Below are 26,045 nucleotides of genomic sequence, written 5' to 3'. Positions count from 1 at the left end.
ATCGGCGGCCGGGCGGGTAATCGCGCCGGTGGCCGGACGGGCGCTCGCGCGGGCGGTGCCGTCCATTTGGTAGTCGGTGCGGCCTCAACTCTGGCGCGGTGCGGGTTTCGCGTTACACTTGGAGGGTTAAGTTTTTATCAACCTGTCTTTATTTAAGGAATCGCTGTGTCTGCTCAGGTAGAGACCGAACGCAACGAAAATGCGTACGACTTCCGCGCTATGGAAGCCAAGTGGCGCCCCTACTGGGACGAAACGAAGGTTTTCCAGCCCACCGGTGACGCCCCCAAGGGCCGCAAGTATGTGCTGGATATGTTCCCGTACCCCTCCGGTGACCTTCACATGGGTCACGCGGAGGCATTCGCTATTGGTGACATGAACGCCCGCTACTTCAAGCAGTGCGGCTACGATGTTCTGCACCCGATTGGCTGGGACTCCTTCGGCCTGCCCGCTGAGAACGCAGCCATTAAGAACGACACTCACCCCAAGGAGTGGACGTACAAGAACATTGAGACTCAGGCTGAGTCCTTCAAGCGTTACGCTATTGCCGCTGACTGGAGCCGCCGCCTGCACACCTCGGACCCCGAGTACTACAAGTGGACTCAGTGGCTGTTCGAGCAGTTCTACAAGAAGGGCCTGGCGTACCGTAAGGACTCCATGGTCAACTGGTGCCCCAAGGACCAGACTGTGCTCGCGAACGAGCAGGTTGTGAACGGTGCGTGTGAGCGTTGCGGTACTACCGTGACTAAGAAGTCGCTGAACCAGTGGTACTTCAAGATTACCGATTACGCACAGCAGTTGCTGGACGACATGGAGCAGCTGGAGGGCAAGTGGCCCGACCGCGTTCTGCTCATGCAGCGCAACTGGATTGGCCGCTCTGAGGGTGCTGAGGTGCGCTTCGAGATTGAGGCGACCGAGGACCAGCCCGCTGAGTCCTTCACCGTGTTCACCACCCGCCCGGACACCCTGTACGGCGCAACCTTCATCGTGGTTGCTGCGGATGCGGCGTTCGCCGAGCAGATCGTGGCACCCGAGCACAAGGCTGCCCTGGAGCAGTACCGCGAAGACATTAAGGCACTGAGCGATATTGACCGCCAGTCCTCCGACCGCGAGAAGACCGGCGTGTTCACCGGCCGCTACGCAATCAACCCGCTGACCGGCGCAAAGCTGCCCGTCTGGGCTTCTGACTACGTGCTCGCCGATTACGGTACCGGCGCGATTATGGCTGTGCCCGCGCACGACCAGCGCGACCTTGAGTTCGCCCTGAAGTTCGACCTGCCCATCGTGAAGGTTCTGGACGTTGAGGGCGCTGAGGACCCGGCTACCAGCGGTATTGCTGCGGCTGGTGACGGCGTGCTCATCAACTCGGGTGAGCTGACCGGCCTGCCGAAGGCTGAGGCGATTGCTAAGGCTATTGAGCTGGTTGAGGCTGCCGGCACCGGTGAGGGTAAGGTCATTTACCGTCTGCGTGACTGGCTGCTGTCCCGCCAGCGTTTCTGGGGCACCCCCATCCCCGTGATTCACTGTGAGGATTGTGGCGAGGTTCTGGTTCCTGAGGATCAGCTGCCGGTGCTGCTGCCCGATAACCTGCGCGGTGAGCAGCTGGCTCCTAAGGGCCAGTCGCCTCTTGCTGCTGCCGATGACTGGGCGATTGTGCCTTGCCCCGAGTGTGGCAAGCAGGCTCGCCGTGACTCGGACACCATGGACACCTTCGTGGATTCCTCCTGGTACTTCCTGCGTTACGTTTCCCCGAACTACGATGAGGGCCCCTTCGACCCGCAGGCTATGAGCGAGTGGGGTGCCGTCGACATGTACGTGGGCGGTGTGGAGCACGCTATTCTGCACCTGCTGTACGCACGCTTCTTCACCAAGGTTGTTCGCGACCTGGGCCTGATCAAGCACGATGAGCCGTTCAAGGCGCTCATGAACCAGGGTCAGGTGCTCAACGGCGGCAAGGCGATGTCCAAGTCGCTGGGTAACGGCGTGAACCTGGGCGAGCAGCTCGACAAGTTCGGTGTGGACGCTATCCGCACCACCATGATTTTCGCGTCCCCGCCCGAGGATGACGTGGACTGGGCGGATGTTTCCCCGTCCGGTTCGCAGAAGTTCCTGGCTCGCGCATGGCGTGTGGCTCAGGATGTCACCAGCGAACCCGGTGTGGACGCAACCACCGGTGACCTGGAGCTGCAGAAGCTGATTGCTCGCACCGTGCACGAGGTTCAGGGCCTGCTGGATAACGGCAAGTTCAACGTGGTTGTTGCTAAGACCATGGAGCTTGTGAACGCTACCCGTAAGGCTATTGACTCCGGTGCTGGTGCGGCTGACCCGGCTGTCCGTAAGGCTGCTGAGACTATCGCGATTCTGCTGTCTCTGTACGCACCCTACACCGCTGAGGACATGTGGCACGCTCTCGGCCACGACACCCCGGTTCTGACCGCGGGCTTCCCCAAGGTTGACCCGGCTCTGCTGGTGGATGACACCGTCACCGCTATCGTGCAGATTAAGGGCAAGGTCAAGGCTCGCCTGGAGGTTGCGAAGGATATTTCCGAGCAGGAGCTTCAGGAGCTGGCTCTGGCGGATGCCGCTGTTCAGCGTTCGATTGGTGACGCCGAGATCCGCAAGGTGATTGTGCGTGCGCCTAAGCTCGTGAACATCGTGATCTAGGGTCTTAGATAAAGAAGTTTCTTAGATAAAGTACAAGCCCCGCTGTGGCTTCGGTTCGTTCTACGGAACGTGCCGGAGGCGCGGCGGGGCTTTGCTGTACTGCGGTAGTGATGAGTGCCATAATGTTCAGGGAACGCTAGGAGAGGGTTCGTCATCGAATCACGCACTGACGAACCGGAAGAAGGGCCGGAATATGGAGCGAGAGAATAAAGCAGAGAACCGCATTGCCGTGGTGACCGATAGCGCCGCCGCCCTCGACCCGGAGCTCGTGCAGCGCCTGAGCGCTCGCGGTAATTTTGTGCTGGTTCCGATGCCGGTGACTATTCGCACGCCCGGTGAGCCGGATCGTCAGCTGCAGGATTTGACCGCCGCCGAGGTGGATGAGGCGATTATGCTCGCGCACGTGATGGGTCAGACGGTGAGCACTTCCGGGCCCGCGCCGGGCGTGTTTGCTGATGTGTATGACGAGTTGGCGTCGCGAGGTTTTACGCATGTGGTGTCGGTGCATCTGTCCGGTGAACTCTCGGGCACGGTGGAGGCGGCACGCACCGGCGCCCGCCTGAGCCGCCTGGGTTCTCAGGGCGTGAGCGTGGTGGATAGCCGCACGGTCGCGGGCGCTTACGGTCATGCGGTGGTGCGAGCCCTGGAGGTGCTGAACTCTGCCTCCGCAGGCTTGCGCGTTGAGAATCCGAACCCTGAGTATCCGACTCCTGACTATCCGAGCCCTGACTATCCAACTGCGGCGCAGCTGGTGGACTACATTCAGTCGGTCTGCGAGCATTCCACGCTCTACTTCTATATCCCGACCCTGGATGCCTTGCGCCGCGGTGGTCGCGTTTCCCCGGCGTTGGCGATGGTGGGCCAGATGTTCCAGATCAAGCCGATTGGCACGATTACTGAGGGCAAGCTGGCGTATGTGGAGCGCCCCCGCACTGCTGCGCGCGCCCTGGAGCGCCTGGTGGAGGTGACCGTGCAGACTTGCCGTGAGCATCAGCATTCGGCGGCGCTCAGCTCTGCTTCAGTGGGCTCTGCCGCCGCCGACCTCGCTAGTTCTTCGCTTGCCGCATCCCCGCGCGGTGAGGTGGTTGCGGTGCATCATGTGGGTAATGCGGCGCAGGCGGTGCAGCTGTATGAGCAGGTTCAGCAGATGCTGGGGGAGAGCTCCCTAGTTCATGATGCCGCCGCTTCTTCGGCCCCGGAGTTTTTGGTGAGTGCGTTGCCGCCGGTGCTGTCGGCTCATTCGGGTTTGGGCGCTGTTGCGATGGTGGTGTACTAGCTACCTCTGTTGCGACACGAAATGCGACACGAAAACTGTATGCCGGGCGCACGTTTAACCCGTTTTAATGCTGTGGTGTGCCTTACGTTGGGGTCGTCTGTTTTTGAGTGAGAATTTGCACCGCGTGCGAGCGTATCGGGTGTCATTGAAACCCATTCGCAGGTGAAAGGGTATTTTTTACCCTCAGATTTTGCCTTGATATGGCGCGGTTTTTAGCAGATGTGTGTTTCGTGTGTGTTTATGTTGCCGTGACCGTATCGCAACATTTTTTAGGGGTGAACACAACGCAAAACAACAGAAAACAACGGGTTTTTACTGGTTTTTATGGCGCAACTCACAAAAATTTATCGATAGAACACACCAAAACACACACAAACTAGGGTAGGATTATTACCAACAACGGCGGAACGCACCGGGCAACATAGAGCACGGACGAATCCGACTAAACCAGAGCCCGCAAGGCATCGGGTTTGTACACCGCCACCAACGCACTGACAAGGAGATACTCCAGTGACTGTACGCGTAGCAATCAACGGCTTCGGCCGCATCGGCCGCACCTTCTTCCGCGCAGCTCAGACCGAGGGCGTCGGCTTCGAGATCGTCGCAATCAACGACCTCACCGATGTTGAGACCCTGGCACACCTGCTCAAGTACGACTCCATCATGGGTCGCTTCAACGCAGAGGTCGAGGTCAAGGAAGGCGCACTGGTTGTTGACGGCAAGGAAATCAAGATCCTCGCTGAACGCGACCCCCAGAACCTCCCCTGGAAGGACCTGGGCGTTGACGTAGTCCTCGAGTCCACCGGTTTCTTCACCGAAGGCAGCAAGGCAAAGGCACACATCGAGGCTGGCGCCAAGAAGGTTATCCTCTCCGCTCCCGGTAAGAACATCGACGGCACCTTCGTCATGGGCGTGAACGACGACCAGTACGATGCAGCTAACCACCACATCGTCTCCAACGCATCCTGCACCACCAACTGCCTCGCTCCGATGGCTAAGGTTCTGAACGATGCATTCGGCATCAAGCAGGGTCTGATGACCACCATCCACGCATACACCGCTGACCAGCGTCTGCAGGATGCTCCCCACCGCGACCTGCGCCGTGCACGCGCAGCAGCTGTGAACATGGTCCCCACCTCCACCGGTGCAGCAGCAGCTGTTGGCCTGGTTCTGCCCGAGCTGAAGGGTAAGCTGGACGGCTTCGCAGTCCGCGTTCCCACCATCACCGGCTCCATCACCGACCTGACCTTCACCGCTGAGCGCGAGGTCACCGTTGAGGAAGTCAACGCAGCAGTCAAGGCAGCAGCTGAGGGCCCCATGAAGGGCATCATCAAGTACAACGAGGATCCCATCGTGTCCAAGGACATCGAGGGTGAGCCCATCTCCACCGTCTTCGACGCACCGCTGACCAAGGTCATCGGCGACCAGGTGAAGGTTATCGCTTGGTACGACAACGAGTACGGCTACGTTGCACGCCTCGTGATGTTCACCAACAAGGTTGTGGCATCCCTCTAAGCCCCAATAGGCTTGCGACGCTCACCGAGTGTAAGCGTCACCCCGCGTAACTAACGCATAGTGAACCCCGGCACCACCGCATCAAGCGGGGGAGTCGGGGTTTTCTGTACCAAGACTCTTTATGAGGGCCTTGAATAAAACCCCAAAAAACGTATCAACATACTGGTTTCCGTCGCCCTTTTTGGGTCAAAAATACCGTAAGAAAATAGCTGATAGAGAGTGCGAATATCCGCGATATTCCGCGGAGAAACACCATCTAAAAACTATTTACTAGGCTGTCAAACACCCTAGTATTCGGTATGATGGAAACGGTATATAAACCCACCTATCCAGGAGGAATTCCTATGGCTAAGGCACTGTCCGAACTGCTCGAAGAAGGCGTCGCAGGCCGCCACGTTCTCGTCCGTTCCGACCTGAACGTACCTCTGAAGGACGGCGTTGTCACCGACGACGGCCGCGTCCGCGCATCCCTGCCCGTCATTGAGAAGCTTGCCAAGGCTGGTGCACGCGTTATCGTGACCGCACACCTGGGCCGCCCCAAGGGCAAGGTCGACCCCCAGTACTCCATCGCACCGGCAGCTGCACGCCTGGCTGAGCTGGCATCTGTGCCCGTGAAGGTTGCAACCGACCTGGTAGGCGAGGACGCAAAGGCTAAGGCAGCAGCCCTGGCTGACGGCGAAGTTCTGGTCGTTGAGAACGTCCGCTACGACGCACGCGAGACCTCCAAGGACGACGCAGAGCGCGGCGAGTTCGCTGACGAGCTGGTCGCACTGACCGGCGAGAACGGCGCATACGTGAACGACGCATTCGGTGCAGTTCACCGCAAGCACGCTTCTGTCTACGACGTTGCTAAGCGTCTGCCCGCATACCTGGGTGACCTGGTGAAGAAGGAAGTTGACGTTCTGGCTAAGACCCTGAACGACCCCGAGCGTCCCTTCGTCGTGGTCATGGGTGGCGCTAAGGTTTCCGATAAGCTCGCTGTGATTGACAACCTGATCGGCAAGGCTGACACCATCCTCATTGGTGGCGGCATGGGCTACACCTTCGCATACGCACAGGGCTACGAGGTCGGCCAGTCGCTGCTGGAGAAGGACCAGGTCGAGAACGTTCTGCGTTACATGAAGGAAGCTCCCGAGAAGGGCACCGAGATCATCACCGCAGTGGACGTTGTTTGGGCTGACGCATTCTCCGCTGATGCTAACACCGAGATCCGCCCCATTGAGGACCTGACCGGCGGCAAGCTGGGTGCAGAGGCTGAGGGTCTGGACATTGGCCCCAAGACCGCTGAGACCTTCGCTGAGAAGATTAAGGGCGCAAAGACCATCTTCTGGAATGGCCCCGTTGGCGTGTTCGAGATTGCTCCCTTCGCTGAGGGTACCCGCGCGGTTGCACAGGCTATCGTCGACTCTGACGCATTCTCCATCATTGGTGGTGGCGACTCTGCTTCTGCAGTCCGTAACCTGGGCTTCAAGGATGAGCAGTTCGGCCACATCTCCACCGGTGGTGGCGCTTCCCTCGAGTACATTGAGGGTAAGACCCTGCCCGGCCTGGAGGCACTGGGCGCCTAATCTGGATGCACAGGTTTAGTACACGGTTTTAGTGTAAGGAACCCCCGTCGGGGCGGTATTTCGGTACCGTTCCGGCGGGGGTTTCTGCATGCCCGCTCATGCCCGGCTTACCCTATGCGGGTGGGTTTTGGGGCTGTTTCCTGGCTATATGCTGTGGGTTCCCTGGGTACGCGGCTTGTACTTGGGAGGGGCAGAGACGGCTTTACTAGACTGGAATTGTAGAGGTTCCCGCGGCCTACGGGGCATCGTCTGCTACACGTGGTACGGGGGCTGCAACTTCATAAAATACATCGCGGTATTTCACGAAATCTGTGGAGGAGCACCAATGACCACTAACAATGACGGCAATTCAATGAGCCAGGCTCCGGAGCAGACCTCTGAGGAGAACCCGGGGCAGAATCATACGCAGAGCCCAGAGAAGAAGAAGCGTTTTTCCCGGCGGACGCTGGGGTATGCCGGCGTAGGTGTTCTTACGGCAGCGGTTGTTAGCCGGTGCACGGGCCTGATTAAGACTCCGGAGGAGCTTGAAGAGGAACGTAAAAAGAAGCAGGAAGCTGAAGAGAAAGAACAGCAGGCTCAAAAGGATCGGGCTTTGGCTGCTCTTGAACCGGATCAAGAATTCGTGGGGGTAATCGATAAGTCTTATCTGTATAAGGATGTTCCTCTTACGTATACCGCCTACGAAAGCCGCGGTGAGTTTGTGCCCGCGACTGAGGAGCACCCCGCCCAGAATGTGCCGTATCCTGTACCTCAACCGGAGATGCACGAATATAGTCTGCAGGGTTTTCTGACCTTCATGGGGTATTTTTGTGCGGCCCTCAACTACTTCTATTACACGGGAGATACCGAGCCGCTGTCGAAGGTTGTTGAGCCGGAGGCTGTCCTTCCTGAAACAATGCTTCGTCTTTACCGGGAGAAGCGCGGATGGGTTATATCGAAAGATGATGTGTGCAAGGCGTGGATTTATTTCCCAACGAGTAGTCCGGATGAGGTATCGATGTCTGAGCGGAATGGACGACACATTCTAAGGTGCTTACTGGGGGTGGAGGAGAAAGAATCCTACATAGGGTATTTCTATATTCCAAGTATTGGTGAAAAATTATCTCTTTACAAATATCGGAGTCCTCTGGGGCGAGAATCATCGTACGACGATGGAGAGAGGATGGAAGCTGAGCATCTGAACAGCCGGTGGACCCTATTGATGAAGGACGAGGACTGGACACCGATGTACCCTGCAGATGGTTCCCATACCGGTAAATCTTAAGATTTGGTTCTTAATGTAACCTCAGTTAGGAGATGCGAGCAGCTGCCAGCCTCCCTATTAAGCCCCATCCGTAGTGGGTTTTGTTGTACGTCCAAAGATGAGTGTAAGGAAGAAGAAAATGATAGATAGCGAAAAATTGCCTAAGGAATTTATATACATGGACGATTTCTCGGGAGAGTATTCGTTAGCAACCGCTTGTTTAACTGGCGAGTATATTCCGGCGAATCAGGATCATCCCGCATATTCTGCACCTATCCCGGATTATGATTATACGCGGCAATCAGCAATTAGCTTTGTTCGGGAGCTTTTCAATTATATCTATTATTACTCCTGCCAAAATTATGCGCTTTTAGCGTCTGATATAAGGGGTTTAGAAGACCCGTGGAGGGAGGATGAAAACTTTTTCCCGGCTATTCGAGATCTCTTCGAAGAGGGTAAAGGTTGGGTAGTTACACCTGATACTAGGATTCTCAGCCTGCACGTTCTTGAAGCCCAGCCGCATATTACACGCTCGGAGCAAGAGGTAACTGAGTGGAAGGTGCGATTTGATATTCATCCCGAGGCAAAAGTGTATCGAAAAGATACCGGAGAGATGCATCCCATCGCTGAATTTGATACGCGTGGCCTGCTTCGTGACGGATCAATACATGGCACGATGAGAACGGTAAGAACGGTAAGAACGGTAAGAACGGTGAGAACAAAGGGAGAAAGACCAACAATCAGTTTTATCCCAGAAGGTACCAACAATGCGTCAGAGGAGAAGGCATCATGAGTATCAACAGCGGTCCTAACCCATATCCAACCCCGTATTCCGACCCATATTCCCAACCCAATTATCAGCCTGAACTTCGGAAGAACCGTCCCGTTAGCCGCCGTGTCTTTTTAGGCAGAGTGGGCGTAGGCGCTTTGGGTGTTGGGCTACTCGTTTCTGCGGGGTATCGTGCTGGCTTGCTGGGAACGTATGATGAGCGACGGGAAGCGCATCTACGGCTTCAGCACCAAAGATATATAGACATGGAACCGAAAGAGCCGTACGACTATCAGGAGGAGCTCGAAAAATCTAGTAGATTGCTCATTTACACTGCGTATGAGCGCAGCGGGCGGTATATTCCTGCAACGGAAGAACACGCGGCGCAGAATGTTCCCTACCCTGTATTGCATCCGGGTATGAATAAATACACCAGGTCCGGATTATATGTTTTTGTTGCTTACTATTATGCGTCTCTGAAATATTTTTACCTCACGGGAGATACTGAGCCTCTTTCTAAGATAGTGAAGCCGGAAGATGTTCTTGAGCCTGAAATCCTCCAGTTCTATCAAGAAAAGCGCGGATGGCTTATCTGTGATGATGAGATATTTAATGAGGTATCCATTAATTCTGCTGCTTTTTCCCCGGGTAAAAGATTTGAGTATACTAAGCGGAATATTTTTGATTGTAGTGTGGAATCTTTTCTTCACCGGGTAGGGCATTTCTTTATTCCAGAGTCGGGGGAAAAGATTCGCCTTGACCACTATGAGACGTTTAAAAGCAGTAGGTTTAGTTCATATGTAGAAAACTTGAAAGGGCGATGGGTTTTGATTAACAATCAAGATGATTTGATGCCTCTATATCCTCCCGGTTTTCATAAAATAAGATACTAAACCGATATGTGGAAGTTGCTGAATACTCCATTTGGGAAGTAGATTTGGCGCAGAGTTTTAGAACAGGAACCTCCGTTGGGGCGGTATTTCGGTACCGTTCCGGCGGGGGTTTCTGCATACCTGCGCATGCCTGGTTAGTTATCCTTGCGGGTGTTTACATACTGTTTCCTGGCTATATGCTGTGGATTCCGCAGCGTACCGCTTCTATCGGGGACACAGAGGAATAGCTCTAATAGACTGGAAATATAGAGGACCCCGGCCGGCAACCTCAAGATAGTCGAGGGGGAGCGAGGCAGGGAGTGCACGCACCTCTACAGGCAAGCAAATACAGACAAGCAAGACGGACAGCCAAAGGCGGACGGGCGAAGACGCCCAGGCGCTGAACCTAGCCGCCCGCGAGCAGCCCAGAACCACCTCGGCAGCTCGTGAACTCGATAGCTTGTGAATACGGAATCCAAGGAGGGAAAGAATGACCGTAAACGCTCAAACGCTTTTTGACGAAAAAGACTACACCGGAACATACCCGTATGTTGCCGACCACGTGATCGGGCCCTACACGCCCGCAAACCGGGACCACCCCGCCTACTCAGCACCCGCCCCTGGGGTGAGGTACACGTCGAGTGCTTACGAGGTGTCAAACCTGCGTCCCTACCTGGGCTACTACTACGCCTGCCAAAACTACATGATTCTCGCCTCCGAACCTGCAGTTCTGAGGATGGACAATATCAGTGAAGAAATGTTCTTCCCAACTATTCAGGACCTCTACGAAGAGGGCAGGGGCTGGGTCATTACTCCTAATCCCAAGATTCTGACCATGAACCTGCTTGAGGGGCAGCCGCGCCTCATCGACGAGACGCTAAAAATTGTGGAATGGAATGTGCGGTTCGATATTCTTCCCGAAGTTCAGGTGTACCGCAAAGACACGAACCAGGTGTACCCCATCACCGATTTTGATACGCGCGGTCTGATCCGTGACGGCGCAATACACGGGGCTCTACGCACACAATTCACGAATGAGTGGAGGCCCGTCCAATTCATTTCAGAAAATAGTTTGAGTTAGGGGAGGGGAGAGCAACATGACGAATAACTTTGGTGGACCAGGATACGGCGGACCCGGATATAACGAGCAACGAGCGTACATGAGGCGTGTGATATCTCGCGCCAGGTTTATACGGGCTGGCGTGTTCGCTGGCGCCGCCCTCGTCGCGATAGCTTTTGGCTGGGGTACCAAACTGCTCAACGAGATGGGTTCAGAATCCCAAACCGATAAGAAGCGTGACCAGGAATTTGTGCGCCTGGAACCCACGGAGAAGTACGATGCGCTGAACACTATGGGGCCTTCCTCCGGGCCGCTCGTCTACACGGCGTTTGAGCGTAAGGGCCGCTTCATTCCTGCCACGGAGGCGCAGGCGGCGCAGAACGTGCCGTACCCTATTCAGCAGCCCGGAATGGATAACTACGACCGCGGCGGCTTGTACGCGTTCTTGGCGTACTTCTTTGCGTCGATGAACTACTTCTACCACACGGGCGATACTGAGCCTCTTTCTAAGGTCACGGACCCGGAAAAGGTGCTACACCCCGAAATTCTTCGCCTGTACAGGGAGAAGCGCGGGTGGGTTATCTCGGCTGATAAGAATGTGCTGAGCGCCAACGTTGCTGATAATCTTGTTGCGGGTGAAAAGGCTAAAAATACGAGTCGAAATATCCTGGTGAGTACCCTGTACACGACTAAGGCTAAGGACCTTGCGTTTTATGTGACTGAGACGGGTGAGAAGCAGGATATCCGCAAATATTTGAGGTATCTGGGGCGTTTCTCGCTGGCTGTGGAGCATCTGCGTGGGCAGTGGGTGATTGTGGTTGACCGCGACGGCTACAGCAACCGTAACACCTACGAGCCGATCTACCCGCGAGGATTTGGGCAGCTGTAGCTTTCTCCATGTGGCTTCTTGAGGAACCCCCGCCGGGCAGTACTTTTGGTACTGTGCTGGCGGGGGTTTCTTGCTGGGCTTTCCTGGTGGGCTCTTCGCGGTTGGCTGGGGGAGGTGGAAACAATGGGAGGTGGAAGCAACGGGAGGTGGAATCCGTCCTGCTGGGTTCGTGTGCCGCGGGCGCGTGTGTTACCTTGAAGGGTGGGCGAGGAAGCTCGTTCACCGTCACATCAACTTCAACTTCCGGAAGCTAAATTTATGGTTACTTTTCAGGCTTATGCCGTCCCTGTGCCTTTTCAAGGTGAGTGCGCTAAAGCTCTTACAACGCGGCTCTCACGATGCGGCTCAAGCATCTAACGCCGACAAGTTAGATGCTGACTCGCTAAAGGTATGTATTCGTTTAATGATTTCATTTGTTGTCTGAACAATGAATGTTCTTTGTAAGTTGATGCAGTAGATATTTCAACTCCCAACAAATGTAGAAAATTTATGTAACCTCAAGGATTATTGCTGTGAGTATTATTTACCCTACTTCTCGTAGAGGGTTTATGAAGGGCGTGCTTGGCGTTGGTAGCGTCCTAGCTTTGAGCGCCTGCTCATCCACGCCAAAAACCAAAGAAAATAACTCAAAAGAAACCCCTTCGGCAACAGCTAGCGCTTCTCCAAAGCACAATGCCTACGCAAAACCATTCCATGACGATTATGATTACCGCAAGGCAATCAATGATCCAAAAAATGTATTTAATATCGGCATATATGAACCGGCAATGGAAGAACATCCCGCATACGCAGCGCCGCCGCCATACTACAACAGCACATATGAGCGTAATATGACGGCTTCTTCCATGAATATCGCGGTCACTTATTATGCAAATTATCAGAACTATATGCTTCTATCCGGAGACTCGCGACGACTTCATCTTGAAAATATGTTAGGCGGATTGTTCTTCCCCACCATTCAAGAACTCTACGACAACGCTAGTGGCTGGGTCATTACCCCGAACCAGCGAATTCTTAATTTCACGATTCTTGAACCTCAGCCCCGTATTGTGGATGAAGCAAATCACGTATGCGAAATTAACGTTCGATACGACCTGAAACCAGAGGCGAAAGTCTTTATCGTGGGGGAGAAAAAGCTCTACCCGATTACTGATTTTGACACTCGCAACATTGTTACAGGTGGGTCCATCTACGGAACTATGGTGTGTCGATTCCTGGACCCCAAGTGGGAAGTCAACTTTACCCCCACATATGGCCCAGTGCAGGGGAACTAAAGGAAAGGAAAACAGTGAAGGAAAACAATAACACTCCTGCTCTTCGGGAATCCTCAACCGGCAATAACCCATCAGAGCAGAAAAAGAACCCCAAAATCTCTCGTCGTGCCCTGTTACTGGGATCTGCTGTAGTAGGCACTGCCGCAGCATCGGGTCTGTATGTGGCTGGCTCAAACTGGAAAGCTTCGCTAAACGAGCGAATCGCGCAAGAAGATGCCTCATGGAAGCGAAACCAAGCACTAGCCGCCGCCGAGCCTGCAACAACAATTGCAGAGGAAAGCTACAAGAATACTGCAGCAGGTCTATCTGGTCGGCTGGTGTACACCGCATACCGCAAGGACGGTCTCTACGTTCCCGCAACCCGTGAGGCACCCGCACAGAATGTACCCTACCCAGTTATCCGCGAGAAGATGAATACATACGATATTTCAGGTATGTACTTGTTCTTCGCCTACTATAACGCTGCCAAGAACTACGGGTATTTGACCGGTGATCTTGAACCCCTAGCAAAGATTGTTGACCCCGAGAAAGTTATCTTTCCCAATGTGTACGAATTTATAGCCAATAACCAGGGGTGGATTGTTTCGGATCAAGAAATTGAATCGTATATGGTGGAAACTCACGGATACGGTAGCCGAGAGATTCAGGGACGAAAAATATACAAGCTGCAGACGGAATTGTCGATATATGGAGACGCCTATTTTGTGTATCGCGATACCGGCGAAGTGAAATATTTTCGGGATATGTTTCATACTGACCGCCACCCAACTATAGATTTCTACGGAGAGTTTTTGGATGGACGCTGGGTAAGCGTTGACGAAAATCTACAAGGGGATCTTTTGTTGCCCAAGGGTGTTTCTGTCGCCGGATACACGAAATAGATTCGTGAATTCAAAATAGCATTTGGCGATCAGAGACATATTTTTAGAAGGAGAGGAAATGACTGTCGACCCGGAGTGGACTAAAAAATTCTTCAACCAAGAGGACTATAGGGGAGCATACCATCTTGTCGATACTGACATGATTGGAATTTATACCCCGGCAGACCAGCAACACCCTGCATATTCTGCGCCGCCGCCAGACTACAGCTATACGTTTACTAAATTTCTAACGTCCGCTGATTTGGAATTCTATAATATCTACTACTATCAATGCCAAAACTATATGCTTTTGGCATCCGATTCGCGCCGCCTCGAATATGCAATGACCGCCGAAGAACTATTCTTCCCCGCCATCCAAGATATCTTTGACGACGGAAAAGGCTGGGTCATCACCCCCAACCAACAAATCTTGACCATGCACATTCTCGAAGCACAACCGCGCATCCACAACGAAGAACAAAAAATCTTCGACTGGAACGTCAAATTCGACATCCTCCCCGAAGCAAAAGTCTTCCGGAAAGATACCGGGCAGCTACAGCCCATCACCGAATTCGACACGCGCGGACTCCTTCGCGACGGAGCAATCCACGGCACCCTGCGCTCCCGTTTCCTCGATCCCGGATGGGACATCCACTTCATCCCCGAAAAGAAGGAGGCATAACAATGGAGCCCCAACGTAAGGAACAGGAGACGAGCGCCCAGCAGAATTCCTCCCAGGAAGCTCCTCCGGTATCTTCTGGTCAGCTACTTGCTCATCAGCAGGAGCCGCGAAAGCCCCGTTTTTCTCGTCGTACCCTCGCTGTAGCAGGCGTGGGAGCCCTTGGTGCCCTCTTCGTCGGTCGACAGACCGGTATCCTCGCCACCAATGAGGAAAAGCAGAAAATACGCCTTCTTAAACGGGATAGGGCACTAATCGCTCTAGAACCTGACGAGAAGTTTGATGCTGGTTACGTAGACCGTGGAAGCGCAGCGGGGTTTATGGTGTACACCGCCTATGAACGCAACGGCAGGTACGTGCCCGCCACCGAAGAGCGTGCCGCCCAGAATGTGCCGTACCCTGTTCTGCAGCCGGGAATGAATGAGTATAACCGCGGTGGTTTCTACATTTTTCAAGCGTACTTTTATGCCGCCCTGAACTATTTCTACTACACCGGAGATACCAAACCGCTCTCTGAAGTAATCAACCCCGAAGAGATCATTTCTCCCGAGCTTCTTCGGCTGTACCGGGAAAACCGCGGTTGGCTTATCGCCAATCAGGACGTGTACCGCGTACAGGTTACGATTCCCGGTATCGGTAGACGCCAAAAGAACAGCCGTAATATCAGCGAATATCAGGCAAGACGACGTATTCGCGATGAGGCTGTCTTCTACGTGTCCCAAACGGGGGAGAAGTTACCCATCGATAAGTTCTTGAAGACCGGTGAGGAAGAATACGCTTTCCTCTGCGCGGAGCACCTGCGCGGCCGCTGGGTGCTCGTGGAAGACGATAAGGACGCCACGCCGCTATACCCTCCGGGATTCTCCCTCGAAGGACTAGAGGTATAAGAACCCACCTTCCCGGTAGCCGCACGCCCTCACCGATAACCACACCACACCAACCACCCTAGGAGACATATGGAACAGTCGCCCCAGAACCCCGGCGTGCCCGCGCAGGCTAGCCACTTGCCGGACAATACTGTGCAGAGCAATGCTGCACAGGAAAATACCGTGCAGAACAACGCTGCAGAAAGCATCACGGTAGAAGCCACTGCGGCACCTGCCGCAACCGTCCTCCAGAGCCCCGAGCATGACCCTGCTGCAGCTGGTGTCGCCTCCGCAGCTCCCGCCGAGGCGGTAGCACCCGCGCCCGCAGAGCCTAAGCGCATGGGCCTGTACTCGCTTATCTGCCTCCCCACCGGCGGATTCACGGCCTTCTTCATTGCAAATAGTCCCTACCTCTGGATGTATTACGCCTATTGGGAATCTTCCTCGGTAGCAACGGCTACTCTCATCATTTCGTTTGTTGTTTTGCTGTGTGTCTGCTTCACCTACTGTGCTCTTGCGGCGCTCATCGTTGAGAAGATCGCTACCCGAAAGCTGCCTTGGGGTCGTTCCCTCGCCATAAGTGCGCGCGCTACCGCGCTTCTTGTGATTGTTTTGACGATTGTCTTTTTCTGCTACACCTCGTACCTTCTCCGAGGCGGCTACTAACACACCGTAGACAAACATCACCGGCAGAATACCGGCAGGGTAGAGCCCCCTAAGCTCCACCCTGCCGGTACTTCGTATCCGGGGTTCCGCGCAATCAGCGAACGCGGGGTGAGAATAGTCAAGGCACAGCATAAAACCGCGCCGAACCAGTGAAAATATGCCGCCAACCCTCTAAAATAGAAAAGGAAAATTCCGAACAACAACCCCGCCCGGCATACCGCGCGGGAAAGCTAAGGAGCGAACTATGTCGCGTAAGCCCCTCATCGCAGGCAACTGGAAGATGAACCTCAACCACGCAGAGGCAGTCACCCTCGTCCAGAAGCTCGCATGGACCCTCGACGACGCAAACTTCAACTTCTCCGCAACCGAAGTAGCCGTCTTCCCGCCCTTCACCGACATCCGCTCCGTGCAGACCCTCGTCGAAGGCGACAAGCTGGACATCCTCTACGGCGGCCAGGACCTCTCCGTCCACGACTCCGGCGCATACACCGGCGAAATCTCCGGCGCATTCCTCTCCAAGCTCGGCGCAACCTTCGTGCTCGTCGGCCACTCCGAGCGCCGCACCTACCACCACGAAAGCGACGAGCTGTGCGCGGCAAAGGTCCAGGCAGCATACAAGCACGGCCTGACCCCCGTCCTCTGCGTCGGTGAGCCCCTCGAAATCCGCGAAGCAGGCACCCACGTCGAGTACACCCTCGAGCAGCTGCGCGGCTCCATCGCAGGTCTGACCGCAGAGCAGGCAGAAACCCTCGTCATCGCATACGAGCCCGTCTGGGCAATCGGCACCGGCAAGGTCGCAACCGCAGACGACGCACAGGAAATGTCCGCAGCAATCCGCGCAGAAATCGCTAAGCTCTACTCCGCAGACGTTGCAGAGAAGGTCCGCGTTCTCTACGGCGGCTCCGTCAAGTCCTCCTCCGCACCCTCCATCATGGGCAAGGAAGACGTGGACGGCGTGCTCGTCGGTGGCGCATCCCTGCAGGCTGACGAATTCGCAGCAATCGCACGCTTCGACGCATAAAACCCCGACGCACCACAGCGTCTCATAGCGTTACAGCGCCCGGCGGGTACCCACCCGACCGGGCGCTGAACCATTAAACCGCCACCGAGTTAGCGGCGGGGGGGCAAGAGACGAGCGTAGGAAGGCTGGTGTATGACTCAGGTGTAAGAGCCGGGCGCGTTCGCCCCTAACCGCAAAACCCGCCCAGAATACGCCGACCCCGCGGTTCGCCCCGTACACTTAACGGCATGTTCAGCTTTGGTTTTTCTCTGGTCGTCGCAGCCCTCGTCGGCATGATCCTCTACAGCTACCTGCGCAACCGCAAAGTGAGTGCCCCGCGCCTACCCGGCAATGACGGCGGCAACATCGGCTACGCAGGCGGCGCAGAATACCAGGAACCCTCGCCCGAATACCAGTACTTCGAGAGCCGCCGAGAAGCATTCCTCGACCAGCTCTACAGCCGTACCTCCTCACCGGAAATCCCCGTGACCCTCACCCTGCGCGACTGGGTTGACCAGGGCTTCTACGCCGGAGGAGGCGCCTACTGGGCAGCCGCGCAGCAGTTCACCTACTACCTCATCGACGGCGGGTACGTGCGCGCCTACGACACTGAGGGCGATGAGCTCACCGCCCAGCGCGTGCTCACCGACCGGCCCGCGGCCCTGCAGCTGACCCCCAGCGAGTACCAGCGCCGCACCAACCGCGCCGCGTAAAAAGCCGCCTCAACGTGACCGAATGGCGGCTGTAGCGTATAGTTAAACCCGTCTGTCTGCGCCCCGCAGCCCAGGCACCCCACCAGAAGACAACGAAGGAAGGTCCCCATGGACGTCATCATGAACGTACTCATGGTCATCATTGCCATCACCAGCGTGATCGCAGTGATGCTTGTGCTGCTCAACCGCGGTCAGGGCGGCGGCCTCTCCGACATGTTCGGTGGCGGTATGACCAACTCCCTGAACTCCTCCGGTATGGCGTCGAAGAACCTGATTCGCCTGACCGTGACCGTAATCGTCATCTGGGTTATCGCAGTGGTCCTGTACGGCCTGGCCCTGCGCTTCAACGGCCAGATTGTGGTCTAGTCAGAGCCTCTCATCAGAGCCCACGCCCACCCCACCGAGGGTGAGCCAATAGAGCTTCTCCCCGGCACTTCTCAACCGAGAATGCCGGGGATTTTTTATGCACCAAACGGCAATGACGAAAGCGGTAGCGGGGCGCGAATCTTTACGGCATGATAGGACATATACACCACATACGAAAGGCAAAGAAGCCATGAGCGCCTACACCCTCGACTACACGTACACCGCCCCGTCAGCCCTCATCGACGGCGCCGACTCCCGCGCGCTCAGCCTCGCCACCAGCGGCGGCAGCACCCCTGAAGGTGCCGCCTCCCACCCGTACTTCTTCTCCGGGTTCCTCGAACGAGCAGACGTCTACGCCACCGCATTACTGGTCGTCGCCAGGGTCGCCCGCACCCGCTTCTACGTGCCGCCCAGCTCCCTCGCCGGAGCCCTACGCGCCGCAGACCCCGTCGTCACCAGCACCGCCGAAGGCCTGCGCTTCGAATCCTTCAGCGCCTGCTGCGGAGTGTACGCGCGCCTCGACGTTGACTCCAGCGCGCTCGACGCCAGCCACAGCGCCGTAGGCGTCACCAACGTAGACGTCAACCCGCCCCTGCGTGCCGCGCTCGCCTCCCTCAGGGCAGGGGAGCCCATCCACCTGAACGTCGGCGACGACGGGCTGCTCACCACCACCCTTGACGGCTCCGTCATGGAAGAAAAAGTGCCGCTGCCCATCCGCTGGCTCAAGGGCTTTGCAGAAACGCAGATGCTCTCATCCCGCATGAGCCCCGTGCACAGCCTGGACGCTGCCGCCGCCCGAACCTTCATCCACTCCCTGCCGCGTAACTCCAGCACCAAGGCGGTCCTGTGGGCGACCCGCGCCGTGCGTTCCCTGCGGCTTGCCACCCGCGCCACCGCCGGATCCGTATGCGTGGCGGGCCCCGAGCGTCTGCGCGTGCTTGAGCCGCTCATCCGCCACATTCAGCGCCTGGACGCCTACAGCGAGCCCGTAACCGCCGGTAACGCGCCCGTGCCCAGCGTGTGGGTGGCGCACCTGCCCGGCGCACGCCTGAGTATTGGTCTGAGCCCCGAAAAGTCACGCGGATTCTCAGGTGAGGGGTCCGTGCTGCAGGCGCTGTCTAACCCGAACACCGCCCGGAACGCTGACATGCTCAGCGTGCTGCTCTCCTTCGAGCCGCGCATTGACGTGCCCGTCATGTCTGCCCGCGCCGGCCTGGACGAGGCGGCAACCCGCGACGCCCTCGCCCTGCTGGCTTCCTCCGGTCAGGTTGGTTTTGACGCGCACGCTGGCGAGTATTTCCACCGCCCGCTGCCCGTGCATCCGGAGGCGCTGACCGCCATGCACCCGCGCCTGGTCGGCGCGAAAAAGCTTGCCGACTCCGGCGCCATTGAGCGGGTCGGGGCGGGGGAGCACGGTACCGGTGAGTACAGCGTGCGCAGCGGCGAGAATACGTACACCGTGGTGTTGCCCGCCGACCCGTACGCTGTGGAGGGGTACCTCTGCTCCTGCCCCTGGTGGCTGAAGTACCGCGGTACGCGCGGTCCCTGCAAGCACGCGCTGGCGGTTAGCATTCTCTACCGAGAACACGCCGCCGGCTAGGGTAAACGCCCCGGCGCACCACGCACCGCGCTAAAAGACGACGCCCCAAAAGCTCGCCTCAGCTTCCACCCGAAAGACCACCATGAGCAAACGCCCCGAAACGCACACCTTCCCCGAAGGGGTCATCACCGAGCCGCTTCCCGGCGAAGTCATTCACCCGCTCCTCAGGCAACAGAAAACCTGGAGCGACATCATGCACTTCAACCGCAATCTCGCCAATATCCTGGCGGTCGGTGGCACCCTCGAACAGATTTACCGCCGCTGGCAGTACTTCGACATTGTCACCACCCCCTACGGATCCCAGCTCGGCAAAAACACGCCCGGAACCGTCACGCAGGACCGCGTGAAAGCCTACGCAGAGTTCGGCTGGTTCACCGGAGGCGTTGCCATGCGCCTAGCTGAGCTCTACGGCGGGGCGCGCCTCAAACACAACGAGGAATACTACACCGCCCTCATCAACTGTGACCGCGAGCTGATCCTCCCGCTGCTGCGTGAAGATAAGCAACTGCGTGAAGAGCTCATCTGGGGCATGCTCGCCGTCGAAGGTAACCGGGACGTATCCCTCACCCAGCGCGACTCCTACAAGCCCGCACAGAAGGTCAACAACCCCGGCTGGTCCTGCGCCCTCATCGAAGCCACCGAAACCGGGCTGATCAGCCGTGACCGCCTCATTGACGCGCTCTTAAGCTCCCTCATGAGCGACTTCCCGGCGTACCGGGTCGGCTGGTTTTCACGCCTGGTCACCGGGCTTAAACTCACCGCTGAAGAAATCGCGGCACGTCAGAGCGAATTTCTGACGCTTTTCTCCTCGCCCATCGGTCCGAGCGTAACCCTCGGCGTGCAGCATATTCACCGCCTCTGGAGCAAAAACCCGCAGGCGCTGGATGCCGCCGCTTTCGCCTACGCGGCACCCGCCGTATGCGCCGGAACCAAGGCAAACGCACTCAAAATCCTGACCATGCTCCAGGCGCTTTACCGGGCGGGCACCCTCGACGCTGCCGCCTACGAAGACGCTGTGGTCATGGCGCTCAGCCACACCCACGCGCAGGTTCAAGCCGCCGCCCTCAACCACCTCGAAGAATGGGTGCAGGCTGGTGCCGCTGAGGACGCGAGCGCCGACGTTATCGTGTTCGCTGAGCGTGCCCGTGAACTCTACCGCGACTACCGTTCCCAGCTGGATCCGCTGGTTGTGGCGCAGATTCAGGAGAACGGCTCGCCGCTGCTTGAAGAAGCACAAGACCTGGAGAATGGACAGGGGAGCGGTGAGGAAAGCGCCCTCACTGAAGCTGCTGACATTGAGGCCGCCGCCGCGGAGGCGCTCGCCGCCTCCCGCACCGCAATCCACCGGTACTGGGACACCCCCGTGCGCCCCGTTACTGCATCCGACGTGCAAGAACGCGCCCGTGCGCTCCTGCACCACCAGGTCGCGCCCTGCGCCATCCCCGACACGCTCAACGAAGCAGACCAGCCCGAAACGCACGCCGGATGCGAGCTGGAGCTGGAACTGCTCACCGCCTACCTGCTCAGCGCCGACGGCACCGCGCAGAGCCCGAACCTGCTCGAACAGCTTGTTCCCCTCTGCCTGAAAAAGCTGAACCACTGGGGTCTGGATTGGTTCGATATGCGCGTGCATTTGACGGTTCTTGCCGCCGCCGGGAAGCTGCGTGAGCGCGCGCAGGCATCGGAGATGACCCCGAAGGAAGACCCCGGTACGGTGCCGAACCTGCACTACATGTACTCCCGCCACGCTGCGTTCTTCAGCACCGGGTTCAAGGATGCCCTCGGCGCGCTGAAGAGCAGGCAGAGCTACACGCCGATCGCCACCCCTGAGCTGTTCGGTGGGTGGGTGCATCCGGATACCCTGGTGCGCCGGTACGCCAAGAACCTGGCTGACGGAGCCCCCATCCTGCGCCCGGATTTTACGGCGGCGCTACTGCGTGTGCGCGTGCCGGAGGTGCTACCTCCGTACGCTACTGACGAGCAGCGACAGGATGCGCAGAACCGCCGCGCTGAGGCGCTGACCCTGCTTGAAAGCCTCGAAGAGCAATACGTGAAGAACGCTGGGCAGGACGCTCCGCGCTCTGCTCCTACCCAGATTCGTGTGCTCCGCTCCGCCCTTGACGGTACCCTCGCCACCGGGCGCGTCAACCCCTACCTGGAATCCATCACGGTAACCCAGAGGGAAAAAAGCTGGGGCCTTCAGCTGAACGGGGTGGCGCACGGTGCTTCCACCCCCGAGCTGAACGCTTTCCGCGGACTCGCCACCGCCCACCACAGCGAAGAAGGACAGTACGCCCTGCTCTATCCCTCACGGGCAGAACCGCTGGCTTTCTACTGCGCTAGTAGCAACTGGTACAGCTTGGACCATAGCGCCTTCGACCGTGAACTCTACCTGGCTTTGGCGGCGCACCCCGGCGTGTGGGGTCCCGCCTGTGCATTCGTGTTCGCCGCGGGCTTCTCGGAGCAGCGCGTCGAGGTTCGTTCCCTCGCCGTGGAAATCATGCACCGCGTGCTGGACGACCAGCTCAGCCTTGAGGACGCCACCGCAGGCTTCGTGGACTTTGTGCCGCTGGCGATGCTGAACCGTTGGGCGCTTGCCCTCACCGACTTCGCCCAGCTGGATGCGTGGGCGGCGGTGCGATTCTTCGCGTGCCTCATACCGCACCTGGATACCGGGGCGAACTCGCTCGGTAAGCTGCTGGGCGCCTTCAGCCAGGCGTTGGCGACTCTCGACCCTGCCACCCGTGCGCAGCTCGTGGATGAGCCGCTGCGTGCCTGGTTGGGTTCGCTGACCGGTTCTTCGCAGAAGGCGCGGTACGCCCGGAATATCCTCAACCAGGTGCAGGGCTAACCGTTCAACCGGTCCCCGTTCAACACTTCCGTTCAACTCTTCACAACCATTCACCATCAACTCTGAAAGCAGGTACCAATGACTGATACCGCCCAGCCGCATAACCCTAACGAGCACAGCGCAGGTGAGCGCACCCTCGAAGAGCGCCGCGCCGCCCTCAAAGCCCTTATGGAGGCAGAATCAACTGACGTGCAGGAATACCACGCCGTCATCACAGGCGCTACCGAGGAGGAACGCGCATCCTTCGCCCGAACCCTCACCCCTAAGAGCGTGATCGGTAGCGACCACATTAACCGCACCCCGCTTGCCGCCTACGTTGCCGGGGCGCTCGTGCGCACCCCCGACGGTGACCCGTGGGAATACCACCGTTCCGCCGGCCGCGCCATGCGCACCCTACTCTGGGAAGGTAAACCCGATCAGCAGCTGATTGACGCGTTCCTGCTCGGCGCCACCGAACGCCCCGAGGAGTGGATTCTGCGTTTTATTGAGGGGCTGCCGAACTCTTGGGCGCGCTCGAAGAAGATCTGGGAAACCTGCTACACGCTACTTCGCGCCCGCAACCTGAGCTGCGATGCCCCCGAATACCTGGTCCTTTTCCTGCACGAAGCCCTGCCCAGCGTGAAGAAGGGAAGCACCAGTAATCACGCCCAGCTCAAAACCTTCTTCACCCGTGACATGACCCTGCTCGACCAGGAATTCTGGGCGATTTTCCGCACCGAAGGGGTGCTCTTCAAGGGCTATGGCAACTACATGGGCGAAAGCGCGGAACTGTGCCGCCTCATGGGCGAATACTTCGACATCCGCGACGAGATTCTGGACGCCCTGCTACGTGGCCTGACCAGCGATTTCAGCGCCTTCAACTCGGCGGCATTCCACTCCGTCTACACCGATCTGCAGCCCACCGATGAGGAGAACCGGGCACGCTTCGGGCAGCTTATGGCTGTCCTCACCGCCGAACCGAGCGCATCGGTTGGTTTCGCCCAGACCATGCTGCAGAACGTGCTCAAAGCCTGCGCACCCGCCGCCCTGCAGAAGAACGAAAACGCAGAGCTGGTACCGCTCGAACAGGTCGAGCTGGAACAGCTCATTGACGCACTCGGCGCGAACCTCTACCGCACCGAGAAGAAGATTCAGCGCGGTGCCCTGCGCCTGCTCAAGCTCATCGCCACCCAGTACGCTGGTTTGAGCAAAGCCAAGCGCAAGAAGGCGCAAACCGCCGAGCAGCTGGCGCTCGCCGAATACATTGCTGAGCGCATCCTTGAGGCTTACGAGGTGCTACCCCTGGAACTGCGCGGCGCCGCGGAAGCCTGCCTGCCCGAAGACCGCCTACCCCAGGCGGAAGAGGCGGAGGCGGCGGGCGCCTCCGTAGAGGTACCGCCGGTGCTCTTGCCCGGCGTTGAGCACCGAGAACCCGTCGCATCCATCGCGAATCTGGATGAGTTCTGCACCCTCATTACGGAAGAGTCGAACACCACCTCGGGTCGAATTACCGGGGACGAATCTCCCCGCACTAGGGGAGAGAACCTGGCTCGTCTTTACCACTTTGCCGCGACCGACAAGCTGGCACCGGCGGGTCAGCAGCAACTGCGTACCCTGCGCAAGATTGCCAGCGAATATTACTACAACAACGTCGCTTACATGTCTGTTCTCCGCGCAGTATTGGAAGCTAACGCCGAGGCCATGGGGTGCAAATCCTGGGAGCTACCCGAGCTGACGCCGCTCCTGCAGTATTCCGACCGTAGTGAGATGGTTGCACGAGCTCGCCCGAGTAACGCGCTCCTGAGCAAGGAAGAGATGATACGTCTGACTATTCAGAATAAACACCATCTCTGGAATGCTGACTACAAGCCGTTGAAGGGTTACCGTGACCTCTATGAGATCTTCCGCGAGCAGATGCGTGCCGTCGCCGCCGGGGGAGAGTACCACACGGAAGGACGCACGGTGCGTCTGCTGAGCGCACCACTACCCGCCCGTCAGCTTACCTACAGTGACTGGACTTATCGTACTGTTTCTGGTCTGGATATGCCCTGGAGCGGCTTCAATCGTGGTCTCGACAATGATCGAGTCTGGGAATACCAGGAGGCCAGCAGGTCGGGTCGTCTTCGCGAGGCAGGTTTCGAAAACTTTAACGTTGAGGAATTCGTGAAGTACCAGCCCATGTGGCAGGTCAAGGGCGACATCGTGGATACTGCGGATGAGGCGCGCGAGGCGCTGAGCCACGCAACCGCTGGCATGAGCCCCGAGGAAGCCATCGCCTACGAGGTGTTAAACACCGCCTTGATTCCCTTCGTGTGCCTACTGAATCTCGATAGCGTCGATGGGTGGCGGGGCGACTATATTATCGTGCTCACCGAGTGGGCGTCCTGGTTGCTTCAGAACAACCCGGACCTGCTCTCGGCATACTTCCTGTTTGCCGCTTCGCAGTGCGTTGAGGAGAAGACCGTCACCCCCGTTCCCGTACTAATGCGCGCGTTGAGGGAGTCCACCGTGCAGGTGGGCGCCCCGACCTGCACCCTGCTCGGCTACGTGGCGAGCGCGAAGAATCCTGAGTACCGTCTGGCGGCGGCAGAGGCCATTGCGGCACTCTTTGAGGCGGGCCTGCTGGATGCGTCAACCTTCGCTGAGACCCTGAAGTGGGCGCTGGAGGACGGGATGGTTCTTCCGAACCGCCTGGTGGCGACCCTGCGTGAGGTGTCGGCTATTAGTCCGCTGGCGGGTTGGCGTGTGCTGCAGGTTCTGCGTCTGCTGCTGCCGATGGTTGATGGGCTGACGAAGGGCGGCGACTATGTGCGTCTTGCCGTGGAGCTTGCCGAGCTGTACGGCACGCCGGTTGAGATTCCTGCGGAGCTGGAACCGAAGATGAAGGGCTCCACGGTCATGGCGAAGGCACTACGCGCCCTAGCCGCCGTGCCTGCCCGCGAGACGGAGGAGGCGCTTGCCGCCCGCGAAGCTGCGCTCGCCCTGCTGGGGGAGTCCTAGTCCGAGAGTCCTAGTCCGAGAGTCCTAGTCCGAAAAACCTACCTGCCGGTGAGGCTACTTGCCCCTTAGCTAGAGCCTCACCGGTGGGTAGAAACCCCCTAGTAGAAACTCCCTAGTATGCTTCGGTGACGAAACGGCTTGACCCCCCTCGCGGGGCGGGAGTAATCTATAGGTAATGGCGGATCATGAAGAGTCCTACTTTCTGAAATATCTTTTTCTTATATTTGTCGGATTCTTCGCTTCCCGCCATTTTTCTTTTAACTTCCGTCCCGCATAGACCGGGCACCGCCCATGAACTGGGCACCACCGAAGCCCCGAGCTAATGAGCTAAGCGCCCC

Annotated in this window: 20 protein-coding genes; all 20 read left to right on the top strand. The window is 57.7% G+C overall.

Annotated features, from left to right (window positions below):
- Window positions 1-159 precede the first annotated feature (159 nt).
- Window positions 160-2,661: a leucine--tRNA ligase gene (gene leuS, locus LPB405_RS00625; RefSeq protein WP_374021077.1), complete on the top strand. Its 2,502-nt coding sequence runs from the start codon at window positions 160-162 to the stop codon at window positions 2,659-2,661.
- Between the two features lie 193 nt (window positions 2,662-2,854).
- A complete protein-coding gene (locus tag LPB405_RS00620) occupies window positions 2,855-3,937 on the top strand; it encodes a DegV family protein (protein ID WP_219101513.1) in 1,083 nt (360 codons plus the stop codon).
- Window positions 3,938-4,447: 510 nt separating this feature from the next.
- Entirely contained in the window at window positions 4,448-5,452 is a 1,005-nt protein-coding gene (gene gap, locus LPB405_RS00615; RefSeq protein WP_005506148.1) for a type I glyceraldehyde-3-phosphate dehydrogenase, read from the top strand.
- A gap of 344 nt (window positions 5,453-5,796) precedes the next feature.
- Window positions 5,797-7,020 carry a phosphoglycerate kinase gene (locus LPB405_RS00610; RefSeq protein ID WP_219101511.1) on the top strand — a complete coding sequence of 408 codons (1,224 nt, stop codon included), beginning with the start codon at window positions 5,797-5,799 and terminating at the stop codon, window positions 7,018-7,020.
- Between the two features lie 325 nt (window positions 7,021-7,345).
- Window positions 7,346-8,284, top strand: a complete 939-nt coding sequence (locus tag LPB405_RS00605; protein WP_219101509.1) for a DUF6318 family protein — start codon at window positions 7,346-7,348, stop codon at window positions 8,282-8,284.
- A gap of 157 nt (window positions 8,285-8,441) precedes the next feature.
- Window positions 8,442-9,056 carry a DUF6318 family protein gene (locus tag LPB405_RS00600; protein ID WP_257604929.1) on the top strand — a complete coding sequence of 205 codons (615 nt, stop codon included), beginning with the start codon at window positions 8,442-8,444 and terminating at the stop codon, window positions 9,054-9,056.
- The gene (locus LPB405_RS00595) at window positions 9,053-9,925 is read left to right on the top strand and encodes a DUF6318 family protein (RefSeq protein WP_219101507.1); all 873 of its coding nucleotides are present in this window, start codon (window positions 9,053-9,055) and stop codon (window positions 9,923-9,925) included. The genes LPB405_RS00600 and LPB405_RS00595 overlap by 4 nt, the downstream gene beginning before the upstream one ends.
- A gap of 469 nt (window positions 9,926-10,394) precedes the next feature.
- Window positions 10,395-10,985: a DUF6318 family protein gene (locus LPB405_RS00590; protein WP_219101505.1), complete on the top strand. Its 591-nt coding sequence runs from the start codon at window positions 10,395-10,397 to the stop codon at window positions 10,983-10,985.
- 121 nt (window positions 10,986-11,106) lie between these two features.
- Window positions 11,107-11,853, top strand: coding sequence for a DUF6318 family protein (locus tag LPB405_RS00585; RefSeq protein WP_257604928.1), 747 nt, complete (start codon window positions 11,107-11,109; stop codon window positions 11,851-11,853).
- A 512-nt stretch (window positions 11,854-12,365) separates the two neighbouring features.
- Entirely contained in the window at window positions 12,366-13,127 is a 762-nt protein-coding gene (locus LPB405_RS00580; RefSeq protein WP_219101501.1) for a DUF6318 family protein, read from the top strand.
- Window positions 13,128-13,141: 14 nt separating this feature from the next.
- Window positions 13,142-14,008 (top strand): DUF6318 family protein, encoded by an 867-nt coding sequence (locus LPB405_RS00575; protein ID WP_049341304.1) that lies wholly within the window; start codon window positions 13,142-13,144, stop codon window positions 14,006-14,008.
- Window positions 14,009-14,066: 58 nt separating this feature from the next.
- Window positions 14,067-14,669 (top strand): DUF6318 family protein, encoded by a 603-nt coding sequence (locus LPB405_RS00570; protein ID WP_049337663.1) that lies wholly within the window; start codon window positions 14,067-14,069, stop codon window positions 14,667-14,669.
- A 2-nt stretch (window positions 14,670-14,671) separates the two neighbouring features.
- Complete coding sequence (locus tag LPB405_RS00565; protein ID WP_219101499.1) at window positions 14,672-15,553, top strand: DUF6318 family protein; 882 nt, start codon at window positions 14,672-14,674, stop codon at window positions 15,551-15,553.
- Window positions 15,554-15,622: 69 nt separating this feature from the next.
- On the top strand, window positions 15,623-16,198 hold the full coding sequence (locus tag LPB405_RS00560; RefSeq protein ID WP_219101498.1) for a histidyl-tRNA synthetase: 576 nt from the start codon (window positions 15,623-15,625) through the stop codon (window positions 16,196-16,198).
- Between the two features lie 244 nt (window positions 16,199-16,442).
- Window positions 16,443-17,219, top strand: a complete 777-nt coding sequence (tpiA, locus tag LPB405_RS00555; protein WP_005509126.1) for a triose-phosphate isomerase — start codon at window positions 16,443-16,445, stop codon at window positions 17,217-17,219.
- A 227-nt stretch (window positions 17,220-17,446) separates the two neighbouring features.
- Window positions 17,447-17,911 (top strand): hypothetical protein, encoded by a 465-nt coding sequence (locus tag LPB405_RS00550; RefSeq protein ID WP_049349692.1) that lies wholly within the window; start codon window positions 17,447-17,449, stop codon window positions 17,909-17,911.
- A gap of 108 nt (window positions 17,912-18,019) precedes the next feature.
- Window positions 18,020-18,277 carry a preprotein translocase subunit SecG gene (gene secG, locus LPB405_RS00545; RefSeq protein ID WP_012903590.1) on the top strand — a complete coding sequence of 86 codons (258 nt, stop codon included), beginning with the start codon at window positions 18,020-18,022 and terminating at the stop codon, window positions 18,275-18,277.
- 190 nt (window positions 18,278-18,467) lie between these two features.
- Window positions 18,468-19,877 carry an SWIM zinc finger family protein gene (locus LPB405_RS00540; RefSeq protein ID WP_219101496.1) on the top strand — a complete coding sequence of 470 codons (1,410 nt, stop codon included), beginning with the start codon at window positions 18,468-18,470 and terminating at the stop codon, window positions 19,875-19,877.
- An 82-nt stretch (window positions 19,878-19,959) separates the two neighbouring features.
- Window positions 19,960-22,728 carry a DUF6493 family protein gene (locus LPB405_RS00535; RefSeq protein WP_219101494.1) on the top strand — a complete coding sequence of 923 codons (2,769 nt, stop codon included), beginning with the start codon at window positions 19,960-19,962 and terminating at the stop codon, window positions 22,726-22,728.
- 78 nt (window positions 22,729-22,806) lie between these two features.
- Window positions 22,807-25,707, top strand: a complete 2,901-nt coding sequence (locus LPB405_RS00530) for an endonuclease (RefSeq protein ID WP_219101492.1) — start codon at window positions 22,807-22,809, stop codon at window positions 25,705-25,707.
- Window positions 25,708-26,045 lie beyond the last annotated feature (338 nt).

Origin of the sequence: Rothia mucilaginosa, assembly GCF_019334805.1 — a bacterium.
GTDB lineage: Bacteria > Actinomycetota > Actinomycetes > Actinomycetales > Micrococcaceae > Rothia > Rothia mucilaginosa_C.
This window is presented reverse-complemented; position numbering and strand designations above follow the sequence as displayed.

Excerpts from the sequence above, each read along its gene's own strand:
- LPB405_RS00530 (WP_219101492.1), top strand. The coding sequence starts at position 22,807 with ATGACTGATACCGCCCAGCCGCATAACCCTAACGAGCACAGCGCAGGT.
- LPB405_RS00600 (WP_257604929.1), top strand. The coding sequence starts at position 8,442 with ATGGACGATTTCTCGGGAGAGTATTCGTTAGCAACCGCTTGTTTAACT.
- LPB405_RS00610 (WP_219101511.1), top strand. The coding sequence starts at position 5,797 with ATGGCTAAGGCACTGTCCGAACTGCTCGAAGAAGGCGTCGCAGGCCGC.
- LPB405_RS00605 (WP_219101509.1), top strand. The coding sequence starts at position 7,346 with ATGACCACTAACAATGACGGCAATTCAATGAGCCAGGCTCCGGAGCAG.
- LPB405_RS00560 (WP_219101498.1), top strand. The coding sequence starts at position 15,623 with ATGGAACAGTCGCCCCAGAACCCCGGCGTGCCCGCGCAGGCTAGCCAC.
- secG (WP_012903590.1), top strand. The coding sequence starts at position 18,020 with ATGGACGTCATCATGAACGTACTCATGGTCATCATTGCCATCACCAGC.
- LPB405_RS00620 (WP_219101513.1), top strand. The coding sequence starts at position 2,855 with ATGGAGCGAGAGAATAAAGCAGAGAACCGCATTGCCGTGGTGACCGAT.
- LPB405_RS00565 (WP_219101499.1), top strand. The coding sequence starts at position 14,672 with ATGGAGCCCCAACGTAAGGAACAGGAGACGAGCGCCCAGCAGAATTCC.
- LPB405_RS00550 (WP_049349692.1), top strand. The coding sequence starts at position 17,447 with ATGTTCAGCTTTGGTTTTTCTCTGGTCGTCGCAGCCCTCGTCGGCATG.
- LPB405_RS00540 (WP_219101496.1), top strand. The coding sequence starts at position 18,468 with ATGAGCGCCTACACCCTCGACTACACGTACACCGCCCCGTCAGCCCTC.
- LPB405_RS00590 (WP_219101505.1), top strand. The coding sequence starts at position 10,395 with ATGACCGTAAACGCTCAAACGCTTTTTGACGAAAAAGACTACACCGGA.
- LPB405_RS00570 (WP_049337663.1), top strand. The coding sequence starts at position 14,067 with ATGACTGTCGACCCGGAGTGGACTAAAAAATTCTTCAACCAAGAGGAC.
- LPB405_RS00535 (WP_219101494.1), top strand. The coding sequence starts at position 19,960 with ATGAGCAAACGCCCCGAAACGCACACCTTCCCCGAAGGGGTCATCACC.
- tpiA (WP_005509126.1), top strand. The coding sequence starts at position 16,443 with ATGTCGCGTAAGCCCCTCATCGCAGGCAACTGGAAGATGAACCTCAAC.
- LPB405_RS00595 (WP_219101507.1), top strand. The coding sequence starts at position 9,053 with ATGAGTATCAACAGCGGTCCTAACCCATATCCAACCCCGTATTCCGAC.